This is a genomic window from Paenibacillus sp. P5_B5, assembly GCF_056400365.1.
Genome location: NZ_JBFULK010000015.1, coordinates 1 through 26,877, shown reverse-complemented (window position 1 = coordinate 26,877; position 26,877 = coordinate 1). Strand labels below are relative to the sequence as shown.

Genomic DNA, 26,877 nt, shown 5'->3' with positions numbered 1-26,877 from the left:
TTAAGCGCTCCCTTTCAATTGACCTTATAAGGAAATTATACCATTCCTTATTGAATTAAACTGTCCGTTAACTGAACAGGCTGCCAATGTTATCGGCAGCCTGTTGTCTTTGCACTATCGTTCTCCGTTAGCCCAATAAACGATATATGCGCCCTATTAAAGCAGAAACTCTAATTGATAATCCCTAGGGTCATTTTCGTATAGTTTCTTATTTATTTCTACCAACTCTTTACAGCCAATGGCAAAATAAAATGCAACTGTCTCCTCGGCAGAACCAGCACAAATATATAATTTATCTGCTTGCCACTCTTTCGCTATTTCTGCGATTATCAAGAATAGCTTTTTGCCAATACCTTGATTTCTATGCTCTAATGAAATAAATAATTGGTCTAATAAAACGTAATTATAATTTTCACCAAAGAACTCACGATTTATTGTTGCAAAACCTATTAATTTGTTATTTTCATCAAAAGCACCTACCGCTTCACCTTCACTTAAAATAGTAGCTTTCAAACTATTGAAATGGTGTTCGTAACCATTAGCCCAATCAGAATCTTGATAATTAATTTCGACTAACTGGCGTTTTCCATCCACTTCTCTCCATGCATTTTTTATGTATTGTGATGGATTCATATCATTTATTAGTTCACACTCTTCAATTGCTAATTTTCTATACTTCACACTTAACATCAATTACCTCCGAATACTATTCCTACACACTACATGAAACGCCATATGAATACCGGCAGAACTCCTGCGGAGCTGACGATATTACCGGTATCCACAAACTTGACGTTTTCTTGAACCGCGATGGACGGATAGGTTTTTTTAAGCTTTTTGGTAAGTGAGCACAACGACACCCGAGTCGAACGTCTTCGTATCTACCAATTTTAACACGGTATTATCAATCCCATCTTCGAAGAGGCGTTTTCCACTGCCTAGAACGACAGGGAACACCATTAGTCGATATTCGTCGATCAAACCGAGCTTCATAAGCGTCCGTACGAGAGAACAACTACCAAAAACCAGAATGTCTTTGCCCGGTTGCTTTTTTAGGTTGTCGATTTCCTCTACGAGATCACCCTGGATCAGGCTTGAATTGTTCCATTCTACCTGATCCAGGGTACTGGACACTACATATTTGGGATATTCGTTCATCCACTGACCGTATTCTCCTGCCTGTTCGATCATGTTCGGCCAAGCGGCTGCAAATCCGTCATACGTTACGCGTCCCAGCAACAGAGCATCGCTCGCTTTAAGTTCGTCGTACTTGAACTTCTCCTGTTCCTCGCTGTTGAACTGAAACGTCCAGCGCGGTTCCTCCATGACGCCATCCAAAGATACAAACTCCGAAACGACAACCTTTCTCATATTAATTCTTCTCCTTCGCTTTATTTATTTTTGCTTGATCCATATTTTGCACTCCAAAACTTCATACCAATTGATAACCTGGTTTAAGCATTTTAGCGCTATTGGAAAACGCGTAAATAATTGATGTACGGCTACCGATGCAGCTATTCCGATTACTGCTCCTGCTAAGACATCAGATGGATAATGAACCCCAGTCCAAACTCTTGAGAAAGCAATACAAGCTGCTAAAGCAAGCCAAACCATTCCGTCTTTTCTACGGAATATCCAGATGGAAGTAGCAATTGCAAAAGCCCCAATCGCATGGTCACTTGGAAATGAGGCATTAGCCGGGTGTGCAATCAGTTGAAGAACCGTATGTGTCACGAAAGGGCGATCTCGGTAGAAGAAATGCCCTATAATTCCGCTGCATACTAATGCCGCACAGGCAGAGATGAGTGATTCTGCAACCATTCGGCGTTTGATTTCATGCCTTGTAAACCAATAAATTACAATTCCGATGTAAAACACATACTCAGCATAAGAAGCAAACAAACTCATAATGGGATTTAAAACAGATAATGTATGTCCTAGTTCATTAATCATTTGAAACCACTGATAATCCAACTCAGAAAAGCTCATTTTCATCATCCTTTATTTAAATTAGATGCCTTAACATGGCATGTAAAATAATTTTACTTGATGAAAATGAGAAAAAAATGAGAAATCCATTATTGAAGAACTTAACTAATGGGTAACTTAATGTTTACAGTTGTCCCAACGTTCTCCTGACTTTGGATGGTTATTTCCCCCTGATAATTATTCACAAGCTGCTGAGCAATGGATAACCCAAGTCCTGTACCTGCTATTTCATGGTTTCTTGCCTTATCCACACGATAGAACCTATCAAACACATATGGTAAATCCGCTTCGGGGATTCCAACTCCATGATCTACTATTGTTATCTGAACCTCATTTTTTAATCCTTCTCCCTCAATGAAGATCCGTTTATCCTGAATAGTGTATTTAATAGCGTTATCCAGAACGATAAGGAGAATTTGCTCCATATGTAGCGGGCTTATAGATATGACAACATCTCTAATTTTCTCCAATTTCGCACAAAATGAAAAATCAGGATTGAGGGCTTCAAATCTTTTTAGAGTCTCATGGATTAAGGGCTCTAGTTGGATTGATTTTCTATTTTCATTTGTAAGTTGAGACTCTACTTTCGTTAATGTCAGAAGTTCTTGAACGATACCTTTCAAACGCCTAACCTCTTGAAGCGATGCTGACAAAGATTCATCGAGAACTGCAGGATCCGATTTACCCCAACGATTTAAGAGAGACAAATGTCCATCCAATATGGTTATGGGTGTCCGAAGTTCATGTGAAGCATCTTCAACAAACTGCTTTTGTTGACGAAAGGAAATTTCTAGTTGATTCATCAAATCATTGAATAACTTTGCTAAACTAGATAATTCATCACCGTTTTCTACATGACTAACACGCTCCGTGAGCCCTTTCTCTTTTACGCTTCGAATGGTTGATGCCAGTGCGCGAATCGGACGCATGAACTGCCGAGCAAGAGCCAAACCACTGATTCCACTTATGAAAACAGCCAATCCACCACCAATTAACATGACCCATAACAGCGTCTCACTGAAATGATCAAATGTTTCCAAGTTACTTGCTAATTCTATGGTTCCAACAAATGAAGCCGCTATTAATGGACTCCTGTATATGAGAATATGGTCTCGCTCATGGGTAGTATCGAATAGCTCGGATGCTGTCACCGACTTCGGTGTAACCCAGCTTTCATCAAAATGGTTTGAAACCGTCAGGAGAGATTCTCCCTCTTTACCAATGATGCGTATTAATTGGTTTTTCCCAATTACCTTCTCTATGTATGGCCGACTTTCGACAATCTGCAAGGCATCCGCCCTGTTTAATTTTTCCTGAAAATAGTCTTGAAGCTGCGTCATATTGACTTGAATCTTATCTTTCTCCTGGTTCATCATCCATTGCTTAAGAACTAAATATTGGGCAAAATTATAGGTTGAAAATATCAGAAAGATTAGCGCAGCAGCTCCTAACATGAGCTTCCACTTGATAGGCAGACGTCGCATAAAAAGAGTTAGACGTTCTATCATCTCATCACGTAGCCTATTCCTCGTACAGTTTGAATACAGCTATTTTCACCGTTAGGATCTAATTTGTTACGCAAGTATCTGACATAGACATCAACAACATTTGTCTCCACTAATGAATCATATCCCCAAACTTGATCCAAAAGCATATCACGAGTCAGTACAAGATGGTGGTTTTTCATAAACATAACTAATAGATCGAACTCGCGTTTCGTAAGTTCAACAATTTGCTTGTCCTTGTAAACAATTCGGGCATCTATATCGACAATAATATTCTGAAAAGTAAGCATGGCATGCGGGGCGTTTCCTTCTAGTTCTATACGACGAAAAATAGCCCTTATTCGAGCTAATAATTCTTCAATAGCAAAAGGCTTGGGCATATAATCATCAGCTCCGCTATCTAAGCCAGATACACGATCAATAATACTATCTCTAGCTGTCAACATCAAGATCGGGGTTTTTTTGGCCGCACGTATCCGGTGGCATACCTCAATGCCATTAAGTACTGGCAGCATAATATCAAGTAATATTAAGTCCCAATTATCTTGAAGTGCTAATTCCAGTCCTGTTTTACCATCATAAGCAGCCTGTACTTCAAAAAATTCATGTTCCAGCTCCAGTTGAATAAATCGAACTAGGTTTTTTTCATCTTCAATGAGCAATATCCGTTTCATAGACATCCCCCTCGATTCATTAATTTCCTAACTATAAGTTAAATAGATGATAAAATAATGAGAAATTTCCCCATAAATGCGTCTACACCTAGTTTGAAGCTCGGGATGTTTTTCTATGCAAAAACCCCATAGACCTGGGGAAAGTTAGTTAAAGAAAATGATTGCGAACTATTTTATAAAAGTGTCTAACGAAAAGTACCACAAGTATGAGTGCTATTCCATAGCTAAATGGTCGGATGTATGACTCTACTTGATTCCAATTTTGCCCTAGCTTATAACCAAAATAGGTTAAGGCCATATTCCATGGTAAGCATCCGAGAAATGTAAAGAGAACGAAACGGGTGAAATTCATTCTTGCAATACCTGCTGGTAGCGATATGAAGGTACGAATCAAGGGTAAATTTCGTCCGAAAAAAGCTGCATATTCACCATATCGGATAAACCATTTCTCGGCTTTATTAATATGTTCGGGCCGAACCCACACATATTTCCCATATTTTTCTATAATAGTTCTTGCACTAGTTGCTCCTAGCCAATAAATCAGGATAGATCCAACTAAATTGCCTAACACACCTGCACTAACAACCTCGAAATAATTAAATGATCCTTTTTGAACAAAAAAACCACCGAATAGCATAATGACTTCGCTAGGAATTGGGATGCAAGCACTTTCTAGTAACATACCTATGAAGATTCCCAAGACACCGTAACTTGCGACCAATGCTGTGGTATTAGCAGAGATCCATTCAATCATCTGATGCAACTAAACCACCTCTTTATTTATTTCTGCGCAAAGAACACATTAGAACCAATTAGTTCCTCAGGTTACTTTCCACATCCCAACTATAACAATAAATAATGAGAAATTAATGAGAGTTACTTCTTATCGGGATTGCTGGGTGGCCCGAGAACTGGGGGTAAGCGGAAAGCAAAAAACTTGAAAGGCTTATACCAATCAAGTTTTTTTGATTCTAAAATTCTTATTTCTAAATATGCGAAAGCTCCAGGAGCCTTCGCAAATTACTGCCCGTTAACGCAGCGAAGCTGCCATTCAACTCTATGGCAGCCTCGTGGTGATCTATTTTAACATTTGCATCTGATAGGTTCGGTAGGTTCGGTAGGTTCTGCCGCCCTCTCTAACCATGCAAGCCTCCTTCCAATCTAGCGCCGGGACGATAGGATCCAACCGGAATTTGGATTAAGCTCGTTATTCCTCGCCCAGGCATTTTATAGATCTCGTCACTCAATTTAGCTTCATATCCAAGAAGCGGATGTCCCCCCATTCCGATCGCGGAAGCCGAGAGCAACAGCCGTTGCACGAGCATGCCAGCCTCCATCTGTTGAATGCGGTATCCTCTGTAACCCAGAGTAGGTATGAGATGATCCATGCTCCCCGCCACATGAAAGCAAAGCGGAACCTGGTAGAGGTTCACATTATCCACAGACATACCAAGCTGCAACATGGACCGATGATCTCCGCGACGCACCCTCCTGAGCGTGTGACTGTAACTGTCGTAATGGTAAGCGCCGTCAGGTATGTCTTCAACGTTATGAACGCAGACATAAAGCGAGACACGAGGCGCGGAGTTATTCTCTATTCCATCCACATCATTGGCGTACACAAAGGAAGCCGTCGCCTCTTGCAGCATTTCAGCCAGTTGTCTCTGACTCACCTTGCTCATAACGAAGTCTCTGTCCGGCGAATACCGTTTTCGGCAAATCAATGCTAAATCATATGACAACCGCTGCACGCTTGGTAGAGCCACCGTCAGTTCCTCACAATCAACGATCTTCTCACTCCCGATTCGGCGCGGCAATGACTGAAGCGACTCGATCAAGGATGCTTCATTCATTTGGATAAGCAATGGAAACTCTCTAACTCGCCGAGAGCGAACGTAGTGTTCATGGTGGATGGATGGTATCTCGCGTAATAAATTGGTGGCAGTAACTGTTTCGTCTTCTTTCTTCCGGTCGTCAAACCAATAGGTTGTCGGCTCCAACGACAGTGGAATAACCGCGTATACGCTCTCTTCTTGATCAGTGAGTCCGAGCAGATGGTTAACCGCACGATCAAGAAACCGAAAAAACACACCGGGCGTATAACCGAACCGTTTAGCCACTTCCAAGAGCTGCCCGATCAATACACCGGCATCCAGCCCTTGCAGACGATAGGAAAAATAATTGTATTTAAAAAAATTCTTCCAAAACATCGTCGAAACAAACACAACGCCAAAACAAGCCGACAAATCGCATCGGCTGCCAAGAGCCCGGGTTAGATAGGAATCGAATTGGCCTTCGCGAAGCAGCATTAGTCGGTGATGCGCCGCATCGTAATGGTAGATCCCCTTAGGTAAACCTTCTATTTTCAGATACATATAGCATTCACTGGGATACAATGCTCCTCCGGAGGGAGCATACCGCCGATACATTTGCAGCAAACCCTTCGATGGTTCACTCGTAATCGAGGCGAAGACGGACTGGGACAATTGCGTGAGCCCAAATACGTACCAGAGAAAGTGTCCGATTATGCGAAGGTCTGGCATTGTAGGAGTTCTCACGCCTTCAAGCGTCAGCGGAATTTCAGGAGATAACGGTACCGCAGGCACGCCTCGGTAAAGCTTATATGCAAGCGGTCCGTCCTCCCAGTCCACTGCTAAGTCGGGTGGTTTAGTTTTGTCAACGTCAAAGTGCAGTTGATGCAAGAATAACTCAAGACTCATCGCCTTCTCCCCTCGCCTTATGGAAATGGATGCGGATATGGATTGAGCTGATCAACGGTCAGCGGCTGCTTCACATACCCAAGTTCCATAGGTACCCTGAGCACTCTTTCTAGCCCTGTCACACGTGTATAGTGATGTCCGAAAGTCATCGGTAGCAACCCCGGAATTAGTACTTTTACGCAATAGAGTCCATTGCGAATAATTTCCGGTGCCGTTAAATCCACCACGATTACTTCCAGGTTTAATCGGCGGAATGTCTGCAAAATATCCTTCAGATCATCTGTTAAATCCGAATTCACCGGATTCCGCTTGAACTCCTCGTCAATTGTGCGTGGCAATCGGCTTTCATCAAGCAAAAATTGCAGACGTTCTTCAGCTTGCGGCAATCCGTACAGCAATGAATGGTCTTCCATTTGGTACAACAGGGAAGAATCGTTGAACATGCGAACAATGCGTTCCCTATTCTCCTCCAGTTTCTTGTCGAAATTGAGCACCATGCCAGACAATTCATGCATCGCACCTTTTATCGCACGGATCGGATCTGGGTGCGCACCGGCCGCACATATTAGATTTACTCCTGATTGTTTTCTGTTTTTCGCGATCCCCCAAACGCTCGGAATTCCATGTTCCATTGTCGCATTGAAGAAATGCACATCGAATCCCGCAACGGCACGTAAACGATCAATCATCAACTGCAATTCTTGATCATGAGCGGATGATAGATCAAGACGCGGGAGAGGAAGCTTGGCATACCAAGTCATCAGAAACGAGTCGCGCTCCACCACTTCCAATAACCCGTAAAAAATAGCTTCTTCCAAGCTTCCTCCAAGCGCGCATCCGTTGGATGATTCAAACGCGAATCGATACTCGGCACCCATGCTATAAAACCCTAGCTGCTCTGGAACGAGAATCGGACGCTCTTGATAAAACGAATAGCCCCATACCCAATTGATTGAGTGGTCAATATCAAACGGCTTAAACGGAAAACCTGGGCGGGCATATTGATCCTTCGTGTGTATTCCTACCTTGAAGGGATCAAGGGCTTGATCCTGCAAATCACGATAACTACCGCGAACGACCGTCCGTTTGCCTCGAGGCACCATACTGCTGTACCGTTCCATGCCCTCCAAAATAGCGGTCAACTCGCTCACTGCATAGGAATGCGTCCGTCCCGCCGTGCCAACATCCTCATTGAACAGCGGCAAATTTACGCTCGCGTCCGCAAATGGCGAAACGAGATCCGCCATTTTCCCATTCAAGATACCTGTACGGGAATCCAGATAGTCGTGGATCAGATTTGTCTTCATGTCATCAAGTGATCGGGTACGGTAGCTGTCCGTATTAATTTTCGGTCTTGATTGCAGCTCGATCCGGGCTGTTTCCATGGAATCGTCCGGCAATCGGCTACAAACCGGACACAACGAATCCGGAATAAAGAAGTGACGCGTGCTCTCCAACGTATTTAAGTTGATTATAAATAAATGATCTTTCGTCCTCGCTGACCTGCCTTGCAGCACCATCCCTGCTTCTTCCGAAAGTAAGTGAGCCATTTGCCTAAGCCCCGTACGGGATGCCCATGCATCGCTCATGATTTTCCGGGTCGCCAGCTGTAGCTTCCGTATCTCCTGTCGGTCGCCCATCGCCATTAGACGACGGCTGTCGGCACACTCAGAACACCCTTGCGTACCCGGTTCAACCAGTGGACCGATAACACCTTCACCAAAAGAAACAAAGCCGCGAAGCCAGGGCATACCGGCCCGCTGGATAATCTTCTCTGCTGTTTGATAGATATCAGGGTTCCAGGCATCATGCAGTACCAAAATTAACTTCGCCGATTCCGGTACTCCCCTATCGAAATCAGTTTGACAAACAACTTCGTATTGGCCTGATAATTCATCCTTTACGCAGTCAGCCAACACCCCTCCCCCTACAATCGCGACAACTGCGCTCACCGCTATTCCTCCTTTCGCAGCAGCATGCCAAACACCCCTGCCAGCTCTTCTTTGAGAAACGGTTCAAGCGCTAGATCGAATACAATTGGCTGTATGCGGTTCTGTTTTAATGTACGCCAAGCAGATTGAATAACTTCAGATACATGCTCCGTCACTTCATATGCCGGGATGCCAATGCTTATCGGCGATTTTTCTTCCATGTTCACAGACGTTACCTGCAATGCTTGTGCCGTGCTGCATGCATTCTGGTTTTGTTCCTTCAGCAGCGCCTGTTGCAAAGCATTCCGCAACGCTTGGTGGACACTCAAGCCAACACTACCAAACCAGCAATCGCCCGTGCCAATCCATACGACTGGGAATCCGAATACGGCTTCCCCAAAGCCGATCTTCGGCTCAGTCTTTATAGTGGTTAATGCGTTTAAATAAAATTGGCAGCGCTCGTCCTCTATTGTAGACAACAGTACCGGAATGACAGAGGGAAGCTGAGTGCGCGGTCGCTTGACCAGTTCTTCTGTCAAACATTGATGCAACCCACGGCAGACGCCTTCCGCAATCGTTCCTCCGGCTCCAACGCCGATAAATTCATGGAGATCTACCATTACGTCCCCTGCTTCATGTTCGGTGAGAAGCTTAAGAACTAGTGGAACGACCACTCGCGACACATACGCTTCAATCCCGGCTAGCCCCGCTTCCCGCCGCGCCTCCTCATGCAATAAATCCGAACAAATAAGCTCAGGCAATAGTTCTGCAGGTCCCTCAGAAAGCAGGTCAACCACCTGAACTCTGCACTGGGCGAGAGGAAGCTGCAACAAGTCTCCTTCTTCCCACTTATGGAAGATTCCCGTTTGCTCCGACGTCAGATCACTAAAAAAAGATAGCAATCTGTTCTCTTTTTTGCTTGAACCTTGCTCGATTTGCAGCTCGATATCTTGCATCTTTGCGACTGCAGCGCGTCCGGCAACAAGCGGATGCGGCGCGAACGAGCGCCATCTCCCCTCCAATGTCCCCAGATCAAACACGAAGATCTGATGATTCTGTTCCGAATCCAGCACCCCGGTAAGCTTTTTGAAACTCTCAAACACGATCACATTCGCTAGCATCGCTTCCGCAGTCGAAGACGAGATGTCTTGGTGTGAACTGTTGTAAAGCGAAGATTGATGTATGCGGCGCCATGCCGACTCCCAACATCCTTCTGAGTCAGGATGCACAAGCGGTCCTGCCAATCCAACCTGCTGAAAACATATGGCAGGCAGAAATATTTTCTGCTCTTCCCTGCACGCCTTATGAATGAGTTGCAATGTCACTAGCTCTGTTGCCCGCGTTACATATAAGATACAGTCAAAAGGTTTCACAACCATTGACCAAGAAAGATCGCCCTCTTTTGGCAGTAAAGCTTCCTCTATCACAACCTCGGGATCCATTCTGCGTGCATGTCTCTCGAGTTCCGCGATCCGCTGTCTGTTCGTCGGCTCTGCATCTGTGATCAGCATGTTGATTTTGGGCAGTCCCGATTCAAGCAACGCAGAAATGAGCGCAACGAAAAACGGTCCTGAACCCACCGCCAGTACTTTTGTTTGCCGATATGTCTGATATCGGTACGCACCCGAATTTCCAAAATGGTCCAAAAATTCAATTTGAGAAGCATATTTTTTTAGAACCGCTTCCGGTAATTGATGCTCAGCATCATGACTCACATCCCGTACAAAACCATTTTGGTACATCGTTTCAGCAATATCGAATATCTGGTTCCGATACGGCGTCGGTAACCCGTCAGTCAAATCCGTAAGAGAGTACTCCCCATTAAACATGGGCAGTAGTTTTTCAACCCATTGATCGATCCCTTCCCCATCCATGCGGAACGAGCTTGTATTGTTTCGGAAATACACACCTCCTTTTGGATCAGCGTTGTAAAACGTATCCCTCTTCACTTTCAGACGCATATTTGCGTTCATATTTGTCATTCGATTCCACCTCCATTCTCAGATCGACAATTCTTTAACAAGTAAATAATATGTATAGCTCTTTGTCCTTCATGTCTGACTTGCAAAAGAAAATCCCCTGCAACCATAACCGGCGCAGGGGCAATCCATTCATTGACCAAAATACTTCATCGTTTTCATTGACCTGGACGGCAATTATGGCAATTATGGCAGTTTTGGCAGTTATGACAATTATGACAGTTAAAACAATTATGACAGCTAAAACAATTATGACAGCGGAAGCAATTGAAGCAAAAAAAGCAGAGTCTTGAATCTTGTAGATTTTGAGCCGACAGAGGAGTCAACTCGCCTGAGTTAAACGAGGAAACATTCAAATTTTGCAAGTCTTTCTTGAAATCATCCATGATCCCAACCTCCAAATTATTAATAAATATACTTGCATGTAACAACTGCGTTTGGTAGATACACCTACTCAATGTCAAAATATGAACCGGGATATGCGTTTGTTACTGATTCCTACGCCTATTTTTTGTCATCTTAGCGGGTTCAAGCAGTCTAGATTTTTCTTCTGAATCTTTATGACATAAAGTTCAGGTTCCACACCAAAATCAGTGCTTGAACAAATGGAATCATGTCGATTGATGAACGCTGCGTGGACGGATTGTCCTTACGATCGCTGTTGCCCCCAGATTTCTTGATCGTATACCGCTTATAGCGGTAGAAATCCGGTGGCAAAGGCGAACGCTTCGCTTCTCCAGGACAATTCCGTCCCCTCCGCTACGAGCTGCATATGATTCCCAAATAAAAATAACCACAGTCATTAATTGACTGCGGTCATTTTTTAGTGGATTTTATTTTCTGTCATTTGAATCAATTTCATAACTCATTAAAACGGTAAAATTGAAACTATATATACAAATTAATGCGTTTTGATCTATATATACTCCTGATTGAAGCAGCTAAAGGTATTATGAAATTGATTCATTTACTCACTATAGTTCGATAATTATTATGATTCTATGACAAGTCTTGCATCATCGATCTATTGTTCATCATGCCTCGAGAGTTTGTATAACCTTCTCCTTGATGGCAATTCTGGTACATTTGTTCAAGCTCTGATTCATTATAATTTGGGTGCATTTCCTTCATAAAAGGAAGCATATCTTTGAAAGTACCTGGACCCACCTCAGCGGCATACGCAGCTGTTCCTATTCCAAGTATTAAAACCACTGCACCTACCACGGTAATTAGTTTGGTTTTCATGAAGTTCACCTCCTTCAAAACAGTTAACTATGAATATATGCTGAAAATATGTTGAATCTATGTAGCTAGAATAGCATAAGGCATTGAACACAATTTGTCCTATGACATTTTCTACTGAAAAACTATATTATATTTCTATTTCGAAGTTAAACGGATGCCGAAACAACCGTTTTTCTTTAGTCTAAAATTAACTCCTTGATGATTGAGTAGCTCCAAATAACGCCATAATTAGAGTCAATCCAGCAACAATTGAAACGATTCCATCGGAATTTAATGATAGCATCCATGATGGGATTGGAACACTATACGAAGAAGAAGTAGATGTGATCGAAACGAATGTATATACGATAGGAGCATAAAAAGAGAGTATCAGGCAAGGAACACTTACACACAGGAATATGGGTGCATTCATTTCAAACGACCATTTTTTGACGAAAAGCAACGAAAAATAAAGAGCGAACAAAAAAGGTACAGTAGTATTAAACCAAATTTCAGGCAATGGACTAATCATATCGTCAGCGAATTGTTTTATACTTTTCTCAAAATAGGACTTGGTAACAACCAATGCAATTAAACCCAAAACCCAGAAAACAAATGTTGACCATTTATGTGACATTATAAGAGCCCCTATCCAATTGTTATTTCGTGTAAGCCATAACGGAAACAGTTAAACTTAATCGCATGTAACACCCTAATTTTACCATGAACAACTTGTTAATTGTTGGAAGATCTTCGAAGGAAATTCAACCAATATATTAAATAAATTAAAATGATATCGGAATACTATATCCCAAGATCAAATTACTGAGAGGGCTATATAAGAAAATGACTAATCCTATGAACGCGTCAGAAAATCCTCAATCACGAACCGTAGCGGATATTATCATAGAACAGCTTCGTATATGGGGTGTTACATGTATTTATGGCATCATCGGAGACTCTATTCTGGGACTTATGGATGCTATCGCCAAACAAAATGCAATTAAGTTCATCGCAGTGAAACATGAATCTACTGCTGCTATTATGGCCTGTACAGAAGCAAGACTTACAGGATCTCTCGGTGTGTGTATCGCAACATCTGGGCCAGGACTTGCTAATATGATAAATGGTCTAGCCGAAGCACAAATGGGTCACTATCCTGTAATAGCCATCACTGGTCAAGTCCCGTTGAGCAAAATGGGAACGCATTATAAACAATATATCGATCAACAACAATTGATTCAGTCAGTCTCAAGCTACAGTTGTTTAGTAGCGCACCCAGATGCAATCGTCGAAGTTCTTACAAATGCGATACATGCATCACTAACCGGGAGTACCGTTACACATCTGTCAATACCAGAAGATTTATTCATGATGAAGACAGGATCTGTCCCTCGTCCACAAATACACTTTGCTAAATCAAGTCTGGATAAGAACGAAATACGTGAAGCTGTTATTCAGATGAAGTATGCCAAGCGTCCACTCATTATGGTGGGATCAAACGTCAGGTCTTGTAGTTCAGAAATTGTACGTTTATCCGAACATTGGGGAGCGGCTATCGTACACGCGTATGGGGCAATCGGCTCAATCCCTGATGGAATCCCCACAATGCTAGGCGGGGTTGGTGAAAGTGGTAATAAATTTGCTACTGACCTGTTCAAACAAGCTGATGTCGTTCTCCAAATCGGAACAAATTGGTGGCCTGAGTTAAACCTGACGGATCAAGCCAAAGTAATCCTCATTCATTCGTCTAATCAACATCTAAATCTGTCAGTTCCTTTAGATTTAGGTCTAATAGGCCGTATCCCAGAGATTGTCTCCTTATTGACAGAAGAGTTCGCAGCTGAAGTATATCAGACTAATATTGAATGGATGTCTCAAGTTCATAAAGCCAAACAAATGTGGATCACATTGAACGAAAAAGAAAGAAATATATCAGAATTCCCACTTTATCCTTCCCGTATCGTTAAAGCGATAGAAACTATCATTTCTGAGGATGCAATTATTGCCTTAGATATTGGAGACTCAAACCTTTGGTTTGGGCGGAACTTTAGAGCTAAGCACCAGGATGTCCTCGTATCAAATCAATGGCGAACGATGGGATTTGGACTCCCTGCCGCGTTAGCTGCAAAATACTCGATGCCAAACCGTCAGGTTGTATGTATCGTCGGAGACGGCGGTTTAGAAATGGTACTCGCTGAACTGCTTACAGCAGTTCGATATAAGCTGAATATTTCACTGATATTATTCAATAACGGATCTTTACAAATGGAAGCAGATAAAATGCGTATGAAAGGTCTCGTTCCCTTCGGATATGACTTAACGAATCCAGATTTTGTTACATTGGCCGAATCATGCGGTTGGACTGCTGTTCGAATGAATCTTTTCGATGAACCTGAAATTGTATTTAATCAAGCACTAGATTCCCTGAAACCGGTATTTATTGAAGTTCCAACTAGCAGAACGCCCTACCCGGATTTTATAAAAGATTCTGAAGGAGCGACATAAGATGTGTGCGAAGAAAAGTCAATCAGGAGCTTTTCCACCTCAGCATCAAGAACATCAGCCGGGCATAGAATCGATCATGAATCCTAAGCCCTATTTTGATGATCCAAACTATAAAGCAAGCGGAAAGCTGATAGGAAAAGTAGCACTCATCACCGGTGGGGACAGTGGACAAGGCAGGGCTATTGCCGTCGCCTATGCGAAAGAGGGTTCCGATGTAGTCATCGTCTATCTCGATGAGTATGATGACGCCAAAGAAACAAAAGCTCATGTCGAGCAAAAAGGTCGCAGATGCTTAACGATCGCGGGGGATATCGGCAATGAAGCTTTTTGTAAGCAAGTCATTCAACAAACAATTGATGAGTTTGKCAGGCTAGATATTCTTGTCAATAATGCAGCTGAACAACATGTTCAGGCCGGCCTGGAGCATATTTCAAGTGAACAGATGGAGAAAACATTCCGGACCAATTTCTTTTCCATCTTCTATTTGACCAAAGCTGCCCTCCCCCATTTAAAGCATGGAAGTACGATAATAAACGCAGCATCTTTGACTGCATATGAAGGAAACGAACAGCTCATGGATTATTCGGCAACGAAAGGAGCTATTGTTGCGTTTACACGTTCCCTTTCGAAATCACTTATTGGACAGGGCATTCGGGTGAATGGTGTCGTACCCGGGACCATTTGGACACCGCTCATCCCTGCTTCATTCCCTGCGGATCAAGTAGCGAATTGGGGGACGACTACACCTATGAAACGTTCTGGACAACCTCAGGAAGTAGCGCCTGCTTATGTTTTTCTAGCTTCTGAAGATTCCTCCTATATCTCAGGTCAAATGCTACATGTAAATGGCGGAGTGATTGTTAACGGATAGAAATCCCGGTGATATTGTTGTTTTTTTAATATTCAACCTCATTTTATATATGATTGTGAGTACAATCACAATACACTCATTTTTCCTATGATATTCTTTATTTGAGAATGGTTCTCAAATATAATTTGAGGAGTTACCGTGATGAACAAAACCTTGGATTTATCTAAAACTGTCTATGAATTATGTACAAATGATCCTAGCATTACAGAGATTATGCGAGACTTAGGGTTTGATCAATTGTCTAATCCTGTGATGCTTGCTACCGCAGGCAAGGTAATGACCATCCCGAAGGGAGCTCGCATACGTAAGATAGATTTGTCTTTCATTATAAATACATTTGAACAAGCAGGTTATACCGTCTTAGGAAAGGAGACTACCAGTCATGAGTGAGATTATTAATAACCGGGAACGGTCTGTTCCGAACCAAAGCGAGCGTCAGCGTTTACTGAAAGAAATCATTAAAGAACTTCATGCAGGCAAAAGTGTAGACGAAGTAAAGGCACGTTTCCAAGAAGCGGCCCAGGATGTAACGGTTGAAGAAATTTCAGCAATGGAGCATGCGCTGATGACAGAAGAAGGCATTCCTGTTTCTGAAGTACAGCGGCTATGTTCTGTTCATACAGCTATTTTTAAAGGCTCGATTGAAGAAATTCATATAGGGAATAATCAGCATGAGCAACCTGGGCACCCCGTCCATACTTTTATAAAAGAAAATCGTGAGCTCGAACGACTTGTTCAGTTCAAGCTGGATTTGCATGCTGAACGATTTGAACAAGAAGATTCTGAACGTAATCGACTGAAGCTGCTAGAAGATCTAAACCTTCTAATGAAAATCGATAAGCATTACAGCCGTAAAGAAAATTTGTTGTTCCCTTATTTAGAGAAATACGGAATTTATGGACCAACCAAGGTCATGTGGGGTGTTGATGATCATATTCGCGCTGCCATCAAAGGAGGACTTGAAGCACTTACAGCTTACACAGAGAACAGTCGACAGCAAGATAATGTGATTCAAATTTTGCGTTTTATTATTACGGAAGTAAAAGAGATGATTTTTAAAGAAGAAAATATTCTGTTGCCAATGGCTTTGAAAACTTTGACTGAAGATGAATGGGTGCGAATTATGAAAGAAAGCAACGCGATCGGCTTCTGCCTCATCGATCGTCCTCAATTCTGGTTTCCCGATCGTGCTCCGTTGCCGGGACAGTCAAGCACTCCTGAGTCAACGAAAGAACAATCATCTCTTGGTGACAACGATGGATTTAACGGGTATTTTGTCACTATCGCAATTAGAACTTATGATGAATCATTTGCCTGTAGATATCACTTTAATTGATGAAAATGATGTGGTCCGATTTTTTTCACACGGTAAGGATCGCATTTTTACAAGAACAAAATCAGTAATTGGACGCACCGTCCAGAACTGTCATTCTCCTCAAAGCGTTCATGTGGTTAATCAATTATTAGCTGATTTCAAATCTGGAAAAAAAGATGTAGAAGATTTCTGGATTCGCTTCAAAGATAAGTTCGTACTCATTCGTTACTTTGCTATTCGCGATGAGAATGAAGCTTATAAAGGAACATTAGAATTTACGCAAAACATTCAGCCTATTCAAGCCATTGAAGGTGAGAAGCGTATCTCTGATGCGGTTAAATAAAGCCTATATAAAAAGGACGGCCTTTGAGAGGTCGTCCTTATTTATCCACCTATAAAAGACATGTTAATTTTCTTGCGGTTGTGTGCAGTTTGCTCTGTTCTTTCATCTGAATAGCGATCCATTCTGCTTTCCCACACGTGTTGAATAACCTTTATAATTTCAGTGTCCGTAGAGCCATCACGGAGCATTTCACGTAAGCTATACCCCTTCGAGGCAAACAGGCAGGTGTAGATGCTTCCGTCAAAAGATAAGCGTGCTCGTGTGCAAGAGGAACAGAACGATTCTGAGACCGAGGTGATAAAACCGACCTCTGATAAGCTGTCTTTGTAGCGATAGCGTTTTGCAACCTCTCCATAGTAGAGTGGTTCCAGAGGTTCAAGCTCATATTTAGAACGCATTATATCGAACATTTCGCGCTTGGTAACTACTTTCTCAAAGCTCCAGCCGTTATCATTACCTACATCCATAAATTCTATAAAACACAGCGTGATTCCACGTTCTTTGAAAAAACCTGCAAGCGGCAGTATTTCCTGCTCATTAACACCTTTCTGCACAACGGTATTCACCTTGATCTTGAAGCCGATTTCCTTCGCTAATTCAATGTTTGCTATTATCTCCGAAGGTGCTATTCCTCTTCCATTTAGTCTTGCGAATAGTTCGGGATCAAGTGCATCTAAGCTTATATTCAATCTGCGCAGACCTGCATCGAACAAATCTTGTGCATACGACTTGAGCAATAGTCCATTCGTAGTCAAACCGATATCCTCTATACCTTTAATGCCAACAAGCTCGCGTACAAGTGTCGGCAGTTCACGGCGCATCAATGGTTCACCGCCTGTAAGACGAAGCTTTTTAACACCTAAAGTAGCAAACAACCGAGCTATACGAATGATTTCAGCGAATGTCAGCATCTCGTCTTTTGGCAAAAATGCATAATTATCTCCGAATACTTCCTTCGGCATACAATACGTACAGCGAAAATTACATCGGTCTGTAACTGATATACGTAGATCACGTATCGGTCTATGCAGTTGATCGCGTACAGGGTGTGTCTCCATAGCTTACTCTCCTCTCTATAACTGTTCTGCGGGTGTGTTAACATTTAGAAACACGAATCCGGTGTCGCTTTTGTCAGGATTCAATTGACAAGAACTACTCCCTCCGTTCTTTGGCCCATGTTAACAAATCATCCAACTCTTTTTCGGTAAACTGTTTTCTATTAAATAAGGTATTAACTAAACTTAAAAATGAGTTTTCGTGATATTGCTTCATAAAATTCTCTGTTTCTAATTCAAGGTAATCCTCTTTGCAGATCAGCGGATAATAAGTGCGCTCTTTCCCCTCCTTTTCAGTTTGCAAAAAACCTCGTTCTACCAAACGCAGCATAAGAGAAATCACAGTAGGAGCTTTCCATTTGCGTTCATTACCGAGTTGTTCCATAATAATTGCGGTATTGATTGGCGGTTCGTTCGCCCAGACCACCCTCATGATTTCAAATTCTGCATCAGGCAACCTTTTGAAATTTCTCATTCACCTAACTCCTTTTTGACAATTGTCTTTTTTAAAACTTTACACTTGTCAAAAATAATCGTCAATATGTTTTTCGAATATTTATTCAGTTAATATTATGATTTTTATATTGGGGAAAGGGCTACTGAAGACTGCCCAAATCCAGGTTTATCGGCTCTTGTTTTGACACAGCCCGCTGCCGTGAAAAGAGCTTTAGCTCTCCGGCTGAGAAAACATATGAGGTATATGCTCTCTGCTTGCTCGCTCCAAGTTTCGGGACACAAAAAAAGCAGCTACAAAGTGGCCTCTGTTGTTTACCGAGGGTGAATTGTCCCTACAATAGTTACAGGTTTATCATCTTTTATTGCTTTAATTATTCCATCTGATATTTCTTTATTTGTAAGCCATCTTGATTTACCATCATCAATAATGAAACCTAATTTAGACATATTTAATAAAATACTTAATTTGGTAATTGAATATTAACTAGTTTAGCACCATCATCAAGAGAATAATAATCATAACCAGCTAGATAAATTGTATTCTCTTGTACTAGATTCCATGTATTTTTACTGTCTAATATTAATTTAATTTGTTTTGGTTTTGTTTCATTATTATAAGGATTCATGAGAGCAACTACCCAATATTCCCCATTTGCTTCTTCTTTTGATAGAACTTTAACATACGATACCGCAGAATATAGATTTTTATTATTTCTCTCATTTAATAATATTCCAAAAAAAATAATGACCACAAGAATTACAGATATCGGGATTATTAGAAAGGGGTTTCTTATTTTCATTTATGTCCCTCCTTTCTATTTATTTCCATATAATTCAGTCAATTAGAAATAGAGAAGAAATCCTCGTACTTGGTTAAATACAAATCAGCACCTGGGGTACTATTCTGAAATAAACATGTTTTGATTCCAATTGACTTCGCAGGCAGAATATCGATTTCACGATCACCAATTGCTAGGTTGATATTGTATTTATCATGTAGATATATATAAGAAGCCGGATCTGGTTTTCTCGGAAATCCATCATCACCAGCTACTATTTCTTGAAAATACCCTTCCCATCCATAATGCTGCAAAATACTTATAACTCCCTTACGTCGTTTATGAGTCATGATTACATTAACTTCAGCAAACTTTAATATGTCTTCTACATTCGAAAATGGGGGTGTTTGTCTTGGATGTAAAGATTTTTCTTTAACTAGCATTTCCATTACTTGTTGTTCAGAAAGTCCATAATGCTTAACTGCATGTGTAATAGAAATCTTGATGTGAGATAAAATTTCCTCTTTCGTTACTGAGTCTCCTAGTATTTCTTTAAATAGATCTGTATAGGCTGGAAGTGTATCAAACAATGTACCGTCAAAATCCCACAGTATATTCATAATTTCACCTCTTTCTAATTGTGATACGGCACTAAATCGGAGTTATTTGAAGTTTCGATCATCCTTCTATTGGAATCTCTTCCATTGTTAAAGTTCTTAAATTATCGCTTTTAATCTATTCAAAATCTCTTCCCATTGTACTTTCATTTCTTCCCTAACATACATATTCGATAAATTCTCTTGGTGAAAACTAATAGTGGTTTTATTATCTCCATTACGTATTGTTCGTATTTGAAGTGTTGATGGTTTAATCCATTGTTCTTTCTTCCAAGACATTCTAATATTCTGAAACTGATTAACAACTCTTATCTCTCCTGGAACTCCATCTTCAGTAAGGTACTCCTGACCTACATGAATGTTAAAAGAGGATACTTCGCCTAACTATGTATTTATTCCTTTAGTTGAGGTGATTAGATCCCAAGCATCTTCGACAGTGATTGGAAATGTTCTTCTTACACCAACTTGAAAACCTGCTGATAATGACTGGCCTACAGGTTTTAACTTCTTCATTCATATTCCTCCAATCGTAAGAATCAGTGTTAACGGATATTTCCGAAATCTTAGAATAACCCACACTCTTCTATAGATCTTTCTTAAAAAATACCTCTCCAATCCCTTCTTCATTTATTCCATTTATAATTCCTGATTCAATAAAACCCATTCGACGGTGCCAAGCTTGAGGCTCTGATTCATTCACTTGCGAAGAACTATACAATTTATTTATTCCTTGGCTTATCAAGTATTGTTCAAGATAAATAAGCATCTGTCTTCCAATACCCTGTTTTCTTTTTGATTCTTTTATCAGAATTAAACCTATGTATGGAATCTTAGACCATAAATACTCTATCCTTAAATACCCTACAAAGTTGTGGTTATATTCAGCTATTATGATTTCGTTATTCTCTAATTTCCATTTCAATAAATCTCTCGATATATATTTATCGGTTGAAATTGAAAAATCAAAATCGGTTATTGTACCAAATCGGATGTTGAGTTCCATTTATTCACTCTCTTTCTTGACGAAATATTCAATCACTTTTTTTGGGCCGAGGGCACTTTAGCCCTCGAGTTACGAACACGTTGTTAGCAGAAAATAAGTCTGCTAGACTGAAATGGCTAACACAGAGTGAATATAGTGTTAGATGATGCCAGTGCCTCCTCGAAACACTAGATAAAATGCTTCTTTATTTCTTCCTTAAATACATCTATTGGCTTATTATAATTTATCGGCTTATATATAATTCTGTTATTTTCCATATTCAGTTCTATAATACCAGGGATCGTTTCCCTGTCATATAAGTAATCCATCAACTTTATTGATTCAGTAATGGTCCCTAGGACACTTCGATTATTTGTATTTGCAAAGTGTATATAACTGGGAATTCCGATGTAACGATCAATTAATGATTCATTGAGTCCTTCAGCTAATAAATAATCCTTAAGGTTTGTTAAAAAAATGCCCCTAATATCTTTATATTGATTGCTTCTTATTCCTGAAATTGTAATGCTTAGTCTGGATTTATCATTCATAAAAATTATGTGTTTCTTTCGATTTAACAAGAAATTATTAGCATGCCAACTAAGAAAGTCATTCACAGTTGAAGTTTCAATGCTTTCTACCTTTGGGTCGATTTCTCTAGTCAATGTCTTTGTAGGTCTAATTACCAGCAAAAAGAACCACCCCATTCGTTTTAAGTCTACTTTTTTACATTATGACTCAACTTACAATATTTATCATAGCACTAGTTTCATCTAACGACTCTTGTATTCACAAACCCGAGAACCTTAAGCCCAAGTGCCGACCGTGACCCGGTTAGGTTCGCAGGCTTGTCCGTCAGCACCCTCTTCCGTGAAATGCATATGGCGGACCGAGGGCCGAATGGCCCGATGCATAAACATAGTGTTATAGGAAGTTCTCGACATCTTCGAAATAGCTTATACCAGTATTTCTTAATGCATTTAATATCGGTCTTGCTTCCTTAGGATTCTTAATTATTATAATCTTTGTATTCACTGAATGGTTATTAAGTTTTTCAATTATTCCAGGCCTTTTATCCCTTCTAAAATTCCAGCAATACTTTATAAATTGCCAGTCTAATGACTCTGGACAACCTTCATTTAAATCAGGCCTTGTCTTACCATGATATTGAATTCTTCTCTTAAGTACTCTATATGTTGTGATCCACGGTGATAAATCAAAGAAAAAAATAACATCCGCTGTTTGCATTCGAATTTCTATAGTTCTTCCATAGTATCCATCAATGATCCATTCATTTTTCGTCACTAAGCGTTTATTGAAGTCAGCCCATTCTTCATTTGGAGTCTGAACCCATCCTGGCTTCCAAAAGTAAACATCTAGATGATAAACAGGTAGTTTTAATACTTCTCCGATTTCTCGTGAAAATGTTGACTTCCCGGAACCACCCGAACCAATTACCATTATTTTCATTTGTATGTCCTTTTCTTTATTGTTAATTTTTCTCAAGAATTTCTTATAACGTTGCGTATTTCTGACGTCCAAGCGGCTTAAGGACCAAAGGTCCGGGTGGCTCTGCCACTTAGCCCGTTGGATGTGTCGCCTGATTTCATCTTCCCGAAAATTCTCTAGGCGACTAAGGAGCGGATGCGACGAAGCTGAAATATATTGTTACCTGAAGTATCTGCCTTCTTCGACTATTCAATAGTTCTTTGTTCTTTAAATTTGAGTTGTTCTATTATTTCCTTATGTGTTGGCAATACGTCAGTCGGTATTAATTCTATCTCAAAAAATCTAGTTTCTGTAGACTCTTCACTCTCTCTGATAGTTCCAGAAAAATCATTACATCTAAAACTAATTTGCACTAACGCAACTTCATCCCCATTAGAATAGGCCACCTCATACTCAGGGCCCGAGGATATTGAAAATAACTCCATTGAATTCAACTTTAAGCCTGTTTCCTCGTACACTTCTCTCTTAGCTGTTTCTTCAACTGTCTCACCAATCTCCATATATCCCCCAGGGAATCCCCAAAGTCCATTATCTGACCGTCTCTGTAGTAAAACTCTTCTGTCTTTGTCAAAAATTATAGCCYCCGAAACTACCATTATGACCTTAGATTTACCGACAAATGATCTTAAATATTGGATATAGTCTTTATCCATTAATAATCTCCTCATGTTTCATTCTTTTTAAGATTTTGTGTTTAATATGGGTTTTTATAATAATGCAGTTATTTCAGGTAACGTCTTCCGTGTTCCTGACGCCGAGAGGCTTAAGGCAGCTTGCTACCGGGTGGTTCTGCCACTTAGCCTCGTAGGATGTATCCGCCTGTTTCTGCTTCTTTGCTACTGATATTACTCCGTTGTGGATTCACTTCTTCCTACTTCTGGCGGACCGAGGATCGCTTGCGATCCGATGCAGGAACACAGTGTTATGCGATTTCTTCTACTTCTTTGCTATTTCTTTATATATATTAATATATTGCACACTTATCTAGGTCCCGTCTAATATTTAAATCACACCGTAACTAGATCTCGACTAATCTCGTTTTCCCATCCACTTCTTAGCTGAAGATTTCGCATAACGTTCTTGTATCTACGAACCCTTACTGCCTTAAGGGACGTCAGTCCCGGTCGCGACGCGGTTAGGCAGTGCAGGGTTGTCTGCCTGACCCTACTTCTTCGAAAATCCTCGGGCAGACCAAGGAGCGTTAGCGACGCAGCGTAGATATGGCGTTATATGATTCCTCGGGCATCTTCGAATTTACCTTCATGATTCTATACTTACGCTTGAATAGAAATTTATAATGTTTCCATCTGGATCTCTAAACCATAATGAGCGTCTTCCCCAAGGATAGGTTTCGGGTAATTTTACAAATGTTACATTTTTATTTTTTAGCCGTGTAAATTCTTCATCAACATCAGCTACTTCGATTTCAATAGTGTAACTACCATATCCAGCATTTATAGTACTTCCTGGAGCCATGCTCTCCATTCCTTGTTTCGAAAATATATCTATATAATTGCCTTCTATTAAAATCCTTGCGTTATTTTCATCTCCTACAGCTTCTGCTTTCAATATTTCTTTGTAAAATGCCATCAGATGAGATACATTTTCAGTTATTAAGCATATTCCACTGAATTTCATAATTTTCTCCATTTTTTGAAATTTACAAATCGGTTGTTATTAATTTTTTTATTGTATTAATGTTCTCCGAGGTTTCACATAACGTACCTGTATTCACGAACCCGAGAACCTTAAGGCCCAAAAGGCCGGCCGCGATGCAGTTTGGGAGTTGGATGTGTCTGCTGAATCTGCTTCCTCGAATATGCTTCTGCAGACCAAGGAGGGGCTCTAGCCCCTCCGCAGTGGGAACATGCAGTTATAAAATGTAGCTGCCTTCATCGAATTACTCACAATTACTCTTAAAAAAATTATAATATATCCTCGTATGGCGGTCTGCTTAATCGGCTGTCCGGTCTATAATATTTTGTTACGATATGGTGCAAGGATGTTTCCTTGAAACCAAGACTTTCATACAAGGTTTTCGCAGTATTACCTTTGACAACCTCGAGCTTCACGATTTTTTCGCCGCGGCGCATCATTTCATTCACAAGAAATGAAACGAAGGCTTTACCGTATCCACTCGATTGAATATCTGGCCGAACTGCGACCTGACGCAGCTCACTGCCATTAATAACCCCAATTGCCGTCATTTCACCATCGATAAGCATCACATATCGGTTGTTTCTATCTTCTAAAAAATTCTTCCGTTCCCATTCTGAAGGTGCAAAATAAAATGATGGGAGAATACCAACGCGTTCACGCATTTTGTAAAAAGACATTTCGCGAATACCATGCCACGCAGGATAATCATCATCTTCATACTGCCTGATAGGAAAATGGCTTTCAGGAAGAATTTCGCCTTCACGCACCATGATGTAAGATGAATGAAGTATATGATAACCGTTCTTACACACAAATTGCAGAGAAGAGCGATCGCCGTCTATACAAGCACCCATCGAACGTTCGACTGCCTCGTATTGATTAAGCAATTGTTCTGCCCTTTCAATAAGCTTGCTACCAATACCCAATCTTCTATATTTCTTGCAGACAAAAATTGTCGTCTCAGCTCCTCTCCCCTTAAAACCGCTAAAGGAAAGAAAACCCACGGTCACACTGTTGTAACAAGCAACAAATATACCTTCAGGAAAATTTATTACTATTTCCTGAAACTTTTCCTCAAAGTATTCGTTTCCAAACAACATGCCTCGGATAGAGGATATATCCCTTTCGGGTTTGTAGGTTTTTATTATTAGATTGTCCACATGCATACTCCTTTCGATTGATAGGGATATATCTATCACCGCTTTTGTGTGTTATATCCACTTCTTATCATAATGACATCAATGTTTTAGATTGTGCAGTTTATAAAGGTTTTTGCATTTGCGACTATTTCTTATAACGTTCTCTGCATTCACGAACATTCACTGACTTAAGGCCGTAGGCCGGGTGCACTTGTGCACTTAGTCAGTGCAATGTTGTCCGCCTGAACCAACTTCCTCGAAATTCCTCGGTGCGGACCAAGGATCCTTGCCGATCCTTATTGTGAATGCGATGTTACATGAAGTGCTCTCTTCTTCGAACTACTTTCATTCTTTAGTTCTTTCTTGACCCTGACTTTCCTACCCTCAATTTTTTTATGAATAACGAAACGTCGATAAAAATTTGCGAAGTTAACTGCTGATATTCCTTTTTCGAAATTCACTGTCAAGTATACTGTAAAAGAATTGATTTACCCATTTACCTTGCCAGGATAATTCTTCTCTAAATATCCCTTCTCTGACCATTCCTAACTTTTCCATCACCTTATATGAAGAGATATTGAATTCATTACACATAGCAACCACTTTATGCGCATTCCAATCTTCAAAAGCATACTTCAACGCTATTTTTGCAGCTTCTACACAATATCCTTGCCCTCGATATTCAGGAAAGATACAATAACCAATTTCCCAACTTCCACGCTCTTTTACATACCAATGAATATGTAGTTCTCCGATAGGTGTTCTTTTTGGGTCATCATGCTTAATTATATATTGTTTATACCAATCACTATTAATTTTTTCTACTACATTTTTACGTACTGCTTCCTTATCAGATGAAATAAATTCTTCATAAAGCCATAAGGAAGCGCAAGTTTTTTTATTAACAATGAAATCTACATCGTCTAAAGTAGCTAAGGATAATATAATTCTTTCTTTCATATACTTTTCACCACCCAATAATAATCTTTAGTTCTTCATTATTTCCAAATTCAAGCATCCTACAAGTTTAACTTTTTTTTCAAACACACTCTTTTTTTTGTTTTTTGTCTATAGAGCACTTCATGTAACGTACCCGCATTCCTGACGTCCGAGCGGCTTAAGGCACGTAGTGCCGGGTCGTCAGACTTAGCCGCTTGGATGTGTCGCCTGAATCCACTTCTCTGATATCCCTCTTGGAGACCAAGGAGCGTCAGCGACGATGTAGGAATGCATTGTTATACGCTGTTAAGGCCATCTTCGAGTGAGCTGAATAATTACTTCAATGCTACAAACAAATCAATCTCATTGACTCGACTTTCTGGTTTATATCTTTCATCCCAAATTTCAAAATCATAATCTTTTGGTTCATTTCCAGTTTCTCTTATCCATTGGCCATATACATAGTCATACGTACGACTAAGCTCTGATTCAAGTCCCTTATGAGTGTAAGTAACATACTTACTTTCAGTGACGGCATGACTTATCATATTTAATGGAACATCGCCTTGTTTACTTACTTCATAACAAAGAATTTGTGTAAACCTATCCACCTGAGGATTAAAATCGGACTTCATAGGATAAATCTGCATTAAAATTACATTCTCATTTTTCTTGTTTTGAAT

General features: G+C 40.6%; 30 protein-coding genes and 1 pseudogene. 4 read left to right on the top strand and 27 right to left on the bottom strand.

Features of this window, described 5'->3' with window-relative positions; translation table 11 throughout:
- Nucleotides 1-156 precede the first annotated feature (156 nt).
- The 12 genes from AC1DOK_RS18535 to AC1DOK_RS18480 all read right to left on the bottom strand — a co-directional run bounded on the left by AC1DOK_RS18535 (nt 157) and on the right by AC1DOK_RS18480 (nt 12,659).
- On the bottom strand, nt 157-690 hold the full coding sequence (locus tag AC1DOK_RS18535; protein WP_477555800.1) for a GNAT family N-acetyltransferase: 534 nt from the start codon (nt 688-690) through the stop codon (nt 157-159).
- Between the two features lie 138 nt (nt 691-828).
- Nucleotides 829-1,371: a dihydrofolate reductase family protein gene (locus tag AC1DOK_RS18530; protein WP_477555799.1), complete on the bottom strand. Its 543-nt coding sequence runs from the start codon at nt 1,369-1,371 to the stop codon at nt 829-831.
- Nucleotides 1,372-1,395: 24 nt separating this feature from the next.
- Complete coding sequence (locus AC1DOK_RS18525; RefSeq protein ID WP_477555798.1) at nt 1,396-1,989, bottom strand: undecaprenyl-diphosphatase; 594 nt, start codon at nt 1,987-1,989, stop codon at nt 1,396-1,398.
- Between the two features lie 101 nt (nt 1,990-2,090).
- A complete protein-coding gene (locus AC1DOK_RS18520) occupies nt 2,091-3,497 on the bottom strand; it encodes a HAMP domain-containing sensor histidine kinase (RefSeq protein WP_477555797.1) in 1,407 nt (468 codons plus the stop codon).
- A complete protein-coding gene (locus AC1DOK_RS18515) occupies nt 3,494-4,168 on the bottom strand; it encodes a response regulator transcription factor (protein ID WP_477555796.1) in 675 nt (224 codons plus the stop codon). The genes AC1DOK_RS18520 and AC1DOK_RS18515 overlap by 4 nt, the downstream gene beginning before the upstream one ends.
- Before the next feature lie 148 nt (nt 4,169-4,316).
- Complete coding sequence (locus AC1DOK_RS18510; protein ID WP_477555921.1) at nt 4,317-4,922, bottom strand: DedA family protein; 606 nt, start codon at nt 4,920-4,922, stop codon at nt 4,317-4,319.
- A gap of 382 nt (nt 4,923-5,304) precedes the next feature.
- Nucleotides 5,305-6,888, bottom strand: coding sequence for a SagB family peptide dehydrogenase (locus tag AC1DOK_RS18505; RefSeq protein ID WP_477555795.1), 1,584 nt, complete (start codon nt 6,886-6,888; stop codon nt 5,305-5,307).
- A 17-nt stretch (nt 6,889-6,905) separates the two neighbouring features.
- Nucleotides 6,906-8,840 carry a TOMM precursor leader peptide-binding protein gene (locus AC1DOK_RS18500; RefSeq protein WP_477555794.1) on the bottom strand — a complete coding sequence of 645 codons (1,935 nt, stop codon included), beginning with the start codon at nt 8,838-8,840 and terminating at the stop codon, nt 6,906-6,908.
- Nucleotides 8,841-8,842: 2 nt separating this feature from the next.
- Complete coding sequence (locus AC1DOK_RS18495) at nt 8,843-10,801, bottom strand: putative thiazole-containing bacteriocin maturation protein (RefSeq protein ID WP_477555793.1); 1,959 nt, start codon at nt 10,799-10,801, stop codon at nt 8,843-8,845.
- 608 nt (nt 10,802-11,409) lie between these two features.
- Complete coding sequence (locus AC1DOK_RS18490; protein ID WP_477555792.1) at nt 11,410-11,601, bottom strand: hypothetical protein; 192 nt, start codon at nt 11,599-11,601, stop codon at nt 11,410-11,412.
- Nucleotides 11,602-11,797: 196 nt separating this feature from the next.
- On the bottom strand, nt 11,798-12,043 hold the full coding sequence (locus AC1DOK_RS18485; protein WP_477555791.1) for a hypothetical protein: 246 nt from the start codon (nt 12,041-12,043) through the stop codon (nt 11,798-11,800).
- Nucleotides 12,044-12,230: 187 nt separating this feature from the next.
- The gene (locus AC1DOK_RS18480; RefSeq protein WP_477555790.1) at nt 12,231-12,659 is read right to left on the bottom strand and encodes a hypothetical protein; all 429 of its coding nucleotides are present in this window, start codon (nt 12,657-12,659) and stop codon (nt 12,231-12,233) included.
- A 209-nt stretch (nt 12,660-12,868) separates the two neighbouring features.
- Here AC1DOK_RS18480 and AC1DOK_RS18475 point away from each other — a divergent pair, with 209 nt between their 5' ends.
- The 4 genes and pseudogenes from AC1DOK_RS18475 (at nt 12,869) to AC1DOK_RS18460 (ending at nt 17,059) form a co-directional block, all read left to right on the top strand.
- On the top strand, nt 12,869-14,530 hold the full coding sequence (locus AC1DOK_RS18475; RefSeq protein WP_477555789.1) for a thiamine pyrophosphate-binding protein: 1,662 nt from the start codon (nt 12,869-12,871) through the stop codon (nt 14,528-14,530).
- A gap of 1 nt (nt 14,531) precedes the next feature.
- Nucleotides 14,532-15,401 (top strand): SDR family oxidoreductase, encoded by an 870-nt coding sequence (locus AC1DOK_RS18470; RefSeq protein WP_477555788.1) that lies wholly within the window; start codon nt 14,532-14,534, stop codon nt 15,399-15,401.
- Between the two features lie 141 nt (nt 15,402-15,542).
- The gene (locus tag AC1DOK_RS18465; protein WP_477555787.1) at nt 15,543-15,791 is read left to right on the top strand and encodes a DUF1858 domain-containing protein; all 249 of its coding nucleotides are present in this window, start codon (nt 15,543-15,545) and stop codon (nt 15,789-15,791) included.
- Nucleotides 15,784-17,059 (top strand): annotated as a pseudogene (locus tag AC1DOK_RS18460) (DUF438 domain-containing protein). The gene AC1DOK_RS18465 and the pseudogene AC1DOK_RS18460 overlap by 8 nt, the downstream one beginning before the upstream one ends.
- Before the next feature lie 41 nt (nt 17,060-17,100).
- On the opposite strand, the gene moaA reads toward AC1DOK_RS18460, so the two are convergent.
- From moaA to AC1DOK_RS18385, 15 genes are all read right to left on the bottom strand, one after another.
- The gene (gene moaA, locus AC1DOK_RS18455) at nt 17,101-18,117 is read right to left on the bottom strand and encodes a GTP 3',8-cyclase MoaA (protein WP_477555786.1); all 1,017 of its coding nucleotides are present in this window, start codon (nt 18,115-18,117) and stop codon (nt 17,101-17,103) included.
- Between the two features lie 94 nt (nt 18,118-18,211).
- Nucleotides 18,212-18,589: a BlaI/MecI/CopY family transcriptional regulator gene (locus AC1DOK_RS18450; RefSeq protein ID WP_477555785.1), complete on the bottom strand. Its 378-nt coding sequence runs from the start codon at nt 18,587-18,589 to the stop codon at nt 18,212-18,214.
- A 293-nt stretch (nt 18,590-18,882) separates the two neighbouring features.
- The gene (locus AC1DOK_RS18445) at nt 18,883-19,017 is read right to left on the bottom strand and encodes a hypothetical protein (protein WP_477555784.1); all 135 of its coding nucleotides are present in this window, start codon (nt 19,015-19,017) and stop codon (nt 18,883-18,885) included.
- A gap of 14 nt (nt 19,018-19,031) precedes the next feature.
- Nucleotides 19,032-19,370, bottom strand: a complete 339-nt coding sequence (locus AC1DOK_RS18440; RefSeq protein WP_477555783.1) for a hypothetical protein — start codon at nt 19,368-19,370, stop codon at nt 19,032-19,034.
- A gap of 38 nt (nt 19,371-19,408) precedes the next feature.
- Nucleotides 19,409-19,969, bottom strand: a complete 561-nt coding sequence (locus AC1DOK_RS18435; protein ID WP_477555782.1) for an HAD-IA family hydrolase — start codon at nt 19,967-19,969, stop codon at nt 19,409-19,411.
- A 96-nt stretch (nt 19,970-20,065) separates the two neighbouring features.
- Nucleotides 20,066-20,278 (bottom strand): SRPBCC domain-containing protein, encoded by a 213-nt coding sequence (locus tag AC1DOK_RS18430; protein WP_477555920.1) that lies wholly within the window; start codon nt 20,276-20,278, stop codon nt 20,066-20,068.
- A gap of 72 nt (nt 20,279-20,350) precedes the next feature.
- Nucleotides 20,351-20,479 (bottom strand): hypothetical protein, encoded by a 129-nt coding sequence (locus AC1DOK_RS18425; RefSeq protein ID WP_477555781.1) that lies wholly within the window; start codon nt 20,477-20,479, stop codon nt 20,351-20,353.
- Nucleotides 20,480-20,549: 70 nt separating this feature from the next.
- Nucleotides 20,550-20,969, bottom strand: coding sequence for a GNAT family N-acetyltransferase (locus tag AC1DOK_RS18420; RefSeq protein WP_477555780.1), 420 nt, complete (start codon nt 20,967-20,969; stop codon nt 20,550-20,552).
- A gap of 167 nt (nt 20,970-21,136) precedes the next feature.
- Nucleotides 21,137-21,655, bottom strand: coding sequence for a DUF6933 domain-containing protein (locus AC1DOK_RS18415; protein ID WP_477555779.1), 519 nt, complete (start codon nt 21,653-21,655; stop codon nt 21,137-21,139).
- A gap of 217 nt (nt 21,656-21,872) precedes the next feature.
- Nucleotides 21,873-22,418, bottom strand: a complete 546-nt coding sequence (locus tag AC1DOK_RS18410; RefSeq protein WP_477555778.1) for a DNA topology modulation protein — start codon at nt 22,416-22,418, stop codon at nt 21,873-21,875.
- 224 nt (nt 22,419-22,642) lie between these two features.
- Nucleotides 22,643-23,110 carry an NUDIX hydrolase gene (locus tag AC1DOK_RS18405; protein ID WP_477555777.1) on the bottom strand — a complete coding sequence of 156 codons (468 nt, stop codon included), beginning with the start codon at nt 23,108-23,110 and terminating at the stop codon, nt 22,643-22,645.
- Nucleotides 23,111-23,717: 607 nt separating this feature from the next.
- Nucleotides 23,718-24,107 (bottom strand): VOC family protein, encoded by a 390-nt coding sequence (locus tag AC1DOK_RS18400; protein ID WP_477555776.1) that lies wholly within the window; start codon nt 24,105-24,107, stop codon nt 23,718-23,720.
- Between the two features lie 275 nt (nt 24,108-24,382).
- Nucleotides 24,383-25,216, bottom strand: a complete 834-nt coding sequence (locus AC1DOK_RS18395; protein WP_477555775.1) for a GNAT family N-acetyltransferase — start codon at nt 25,214-25,216, stop codon at nt 24,383-24,385.
- Between the two features lie 468 nt (nt 25,217-25,684).
- Nucleotides 25,685-26,215 (bottom strand): GNAT family N-acetyltransferase, encoded by a 531-nt coding sequence (locus AC1DOK_RS18390; RefSeq protein ID WP_477555774.1) that lies wholly within the window; start codon nt 26,213-26,215, stop codon nt 25,685-25,687.
- Between the two features lie 314 nt (nt 26,216-26,529).
- Nucleotides 26,530-26,877 (bottom strand): GyrI-like domain-containing protein (locus AC1DOK_RS18385; protein WP_477555773.1); only part of this gene is annotated, 348 nt, incomplete at its 5' end.

What these genes read in the sequence shown, in the direction of transcription:
- AC1DOK_RS18535 (WP_477555800.1), bottom strand. Translation starts at nt 690, where the DNA reads ATGTTAAGTGTGAAGTATAGAAAATTAGCAATTGAAGAGTGTGAACTA.
- AC1DOK_RS18530 (WP_477555799.1), bottom strand. Translation starts at nt 1,371, where the DNA reads ATGAGAAAGGTTGTCGTTTCGGAGTTTGTATCTTTGGATGGCGTCATG.
- AC1DOK_RS18525 (WP_477555798.1), bottom strand. Translation starts at nt 1,989, where the DNA reads ATGAGCTTTTCTGAGTTGGATTATCAGTGGTTTCAAATGATTAATGAA.
- AC1DOK_RS18520 (WP_477555797.1), bottom strand. Translation starts at nt 3,497, where the DNA reads ATGATAGAACGTCTAACTCTTTTTATGCGACGTCTGCCTATCAAGTGG.
- AC1DOK_RS18515 (WP_477555796.1), bottom strand. Translation starts at nt 4,168, where the DNA reads ATGAAACGGATATTGCTCATTGAAGATGAAAAAAACCTAGTTCGATTT.
- AC1DOK_RS18510 (WP_477555921.1), bottom strand. Translation starts at nt 4,922, where the DNA reads ATGATTGAATGGATCTCTGCTAATACCACAGCATTGGTCGCAAGTTAC.
- AC1DOK_RS18505 (WP_477555795.1), bottom strand. Translation starts at nt 6,888, where the DNA reads ATGAGTCTTGAGTTATTCTTGCATCAACTGCACTTTGACGTTGACAAA.
- AC1DOK_RS18495 (WP_477555793.1), bottom strand. Translation starts at nt 10,801, where the DNA reads ATGACAAATATGAACGCAAATATGCGTCTGAAAGTGAAGAGGGATACG.
- AC1DOK_RS18490 (WP_477555792.1), bottom strand. Translation starts at nt 11,601, where the DNA reads ATGACTGTGGTTATTTTTATTTGGGAATCATATGCAGCTCGTAGCGGA.
- AC1DOK_RS18485 (WP_477555791.1), bottom strand. Translation starts at nt 12,043, where the DNA reads ATGAAAACCAAACTAATTACCGTGGTAGGTGCAGTGGTTTTAATACTT.
- AC1DOK_RS18480 (WP_477555790.1), bottom strand. Translation starts at nt 12,659, where the DNA reads ATGTCACATAAATGGTCAACATTTGTTTTCTGGGTTTTGGGTTTAATT.
- AC1DOK_RS18475 (WP_477555789.1), top strand. Translation starts at nt 12,869, where the DNA reads ATGACTAATCCTATGAACGCGTCAGAAAATCCTCAATCACGAACCGTA.
- AC1DOK_RS18465 (WP_477555787.1), top strand. Translation starts at nt 15,543, where the DNA reads ATGAACAAAACCTTGGATTTATCTAAAACTGTCTATGAATTATGTACA.
- moaA (WP_477555786.1), bottom strand. Translation starts at nt 18,117, where the DNA reads ATGGAGACACACCCTGTACGCGATCAACTGCATAGACCGATACGTGAT.
- AC1DOK_RS18450 (WP_477555785.1), bottom strand. Translation starts at nt 18,589, where the DNA reads ATGAGAAATTTCAAAAGGTTGCCTGATGCAGAATTTGAAATCATGAGG.
- AC1DOK_RS18445 (WP_477555784.1), bottom strand. Translation starts at nt 19,017, where the DNA reads ATGTCTAAATTAGGTTTCATTATTGATGATGGTAAATCAAGATGGCTT.
- AC1DOK_RS18440 (WP_477555783.1), bottom strand. Translation starts at nt 19,370, where the DNA reads ATGAAAATAAGAAACCCCTTTCTAATAATCCCGATATCTGTAATTCTT.
- AC1DOK_RS18435 (WP_477555782.1), bottom strand. Translation starts at nt 19,969, where the DNA reads ATGAATATACTGTGGGATTTTGACGGTACATTGTTTGATACACTTCCA.
- AC1DOK_RS18425 (WP_477555781.1), bottom strand. Translation starts at nt 20,479, where the DNA reads ATGAAGAAGTTAAAACCTGTAGGCCAGTCATTATCAGCAGGTTTTCAA.
- AC1DOK_RS18420 (WP_477555780.1), bottom strand. Translation starts at nt 20,969, where the DNA reads ATGGAACTCAACATCCGATTTGGTACAATAACCGATTTTGATTTTTCA.
- AC1DOK_RS18415 (WP_477555779.1), bottom strand. Translation starts at nt 21,655, where the DNA reads ATGGGGTGGTTCTTTTTGCTGGTAATTAGACCTACAAAGACATTGACT.
- AC1DOK_RS18410 (WP_477555778.1), bottom strand. Translation starts at nt 22,418, where the DNA reads ATGAAAATAATGGTAATTGGTTCGGGTGGTTCCGGGAAGTCAACATTT.
- AC1DOK_RS18400 (WP_477555776.1), bottom strand. Translation starts at nt 24,107, where the DNA reads ATGGAGAAAATTATGAAATTCAGTGGAATATGCTTAATAACTGAAAAT.
- AC1DOK_RS18395 (WP_477555775.1), bottom strand. Translation starts at nt 25,216, where the DNA reads ATGTTGTTTGGAAACGAATACTTTGAGGAAAAGTTTCAGGAAATAGTA.
- AC1DOK_RS18390 (WP_477555774.1), bottom strand. Translation starts at nt 26,215, where the DNA reads ATGAAAGAAAGAATTATATTATCCTTAGCTACTTTAGACGATGTAGAT.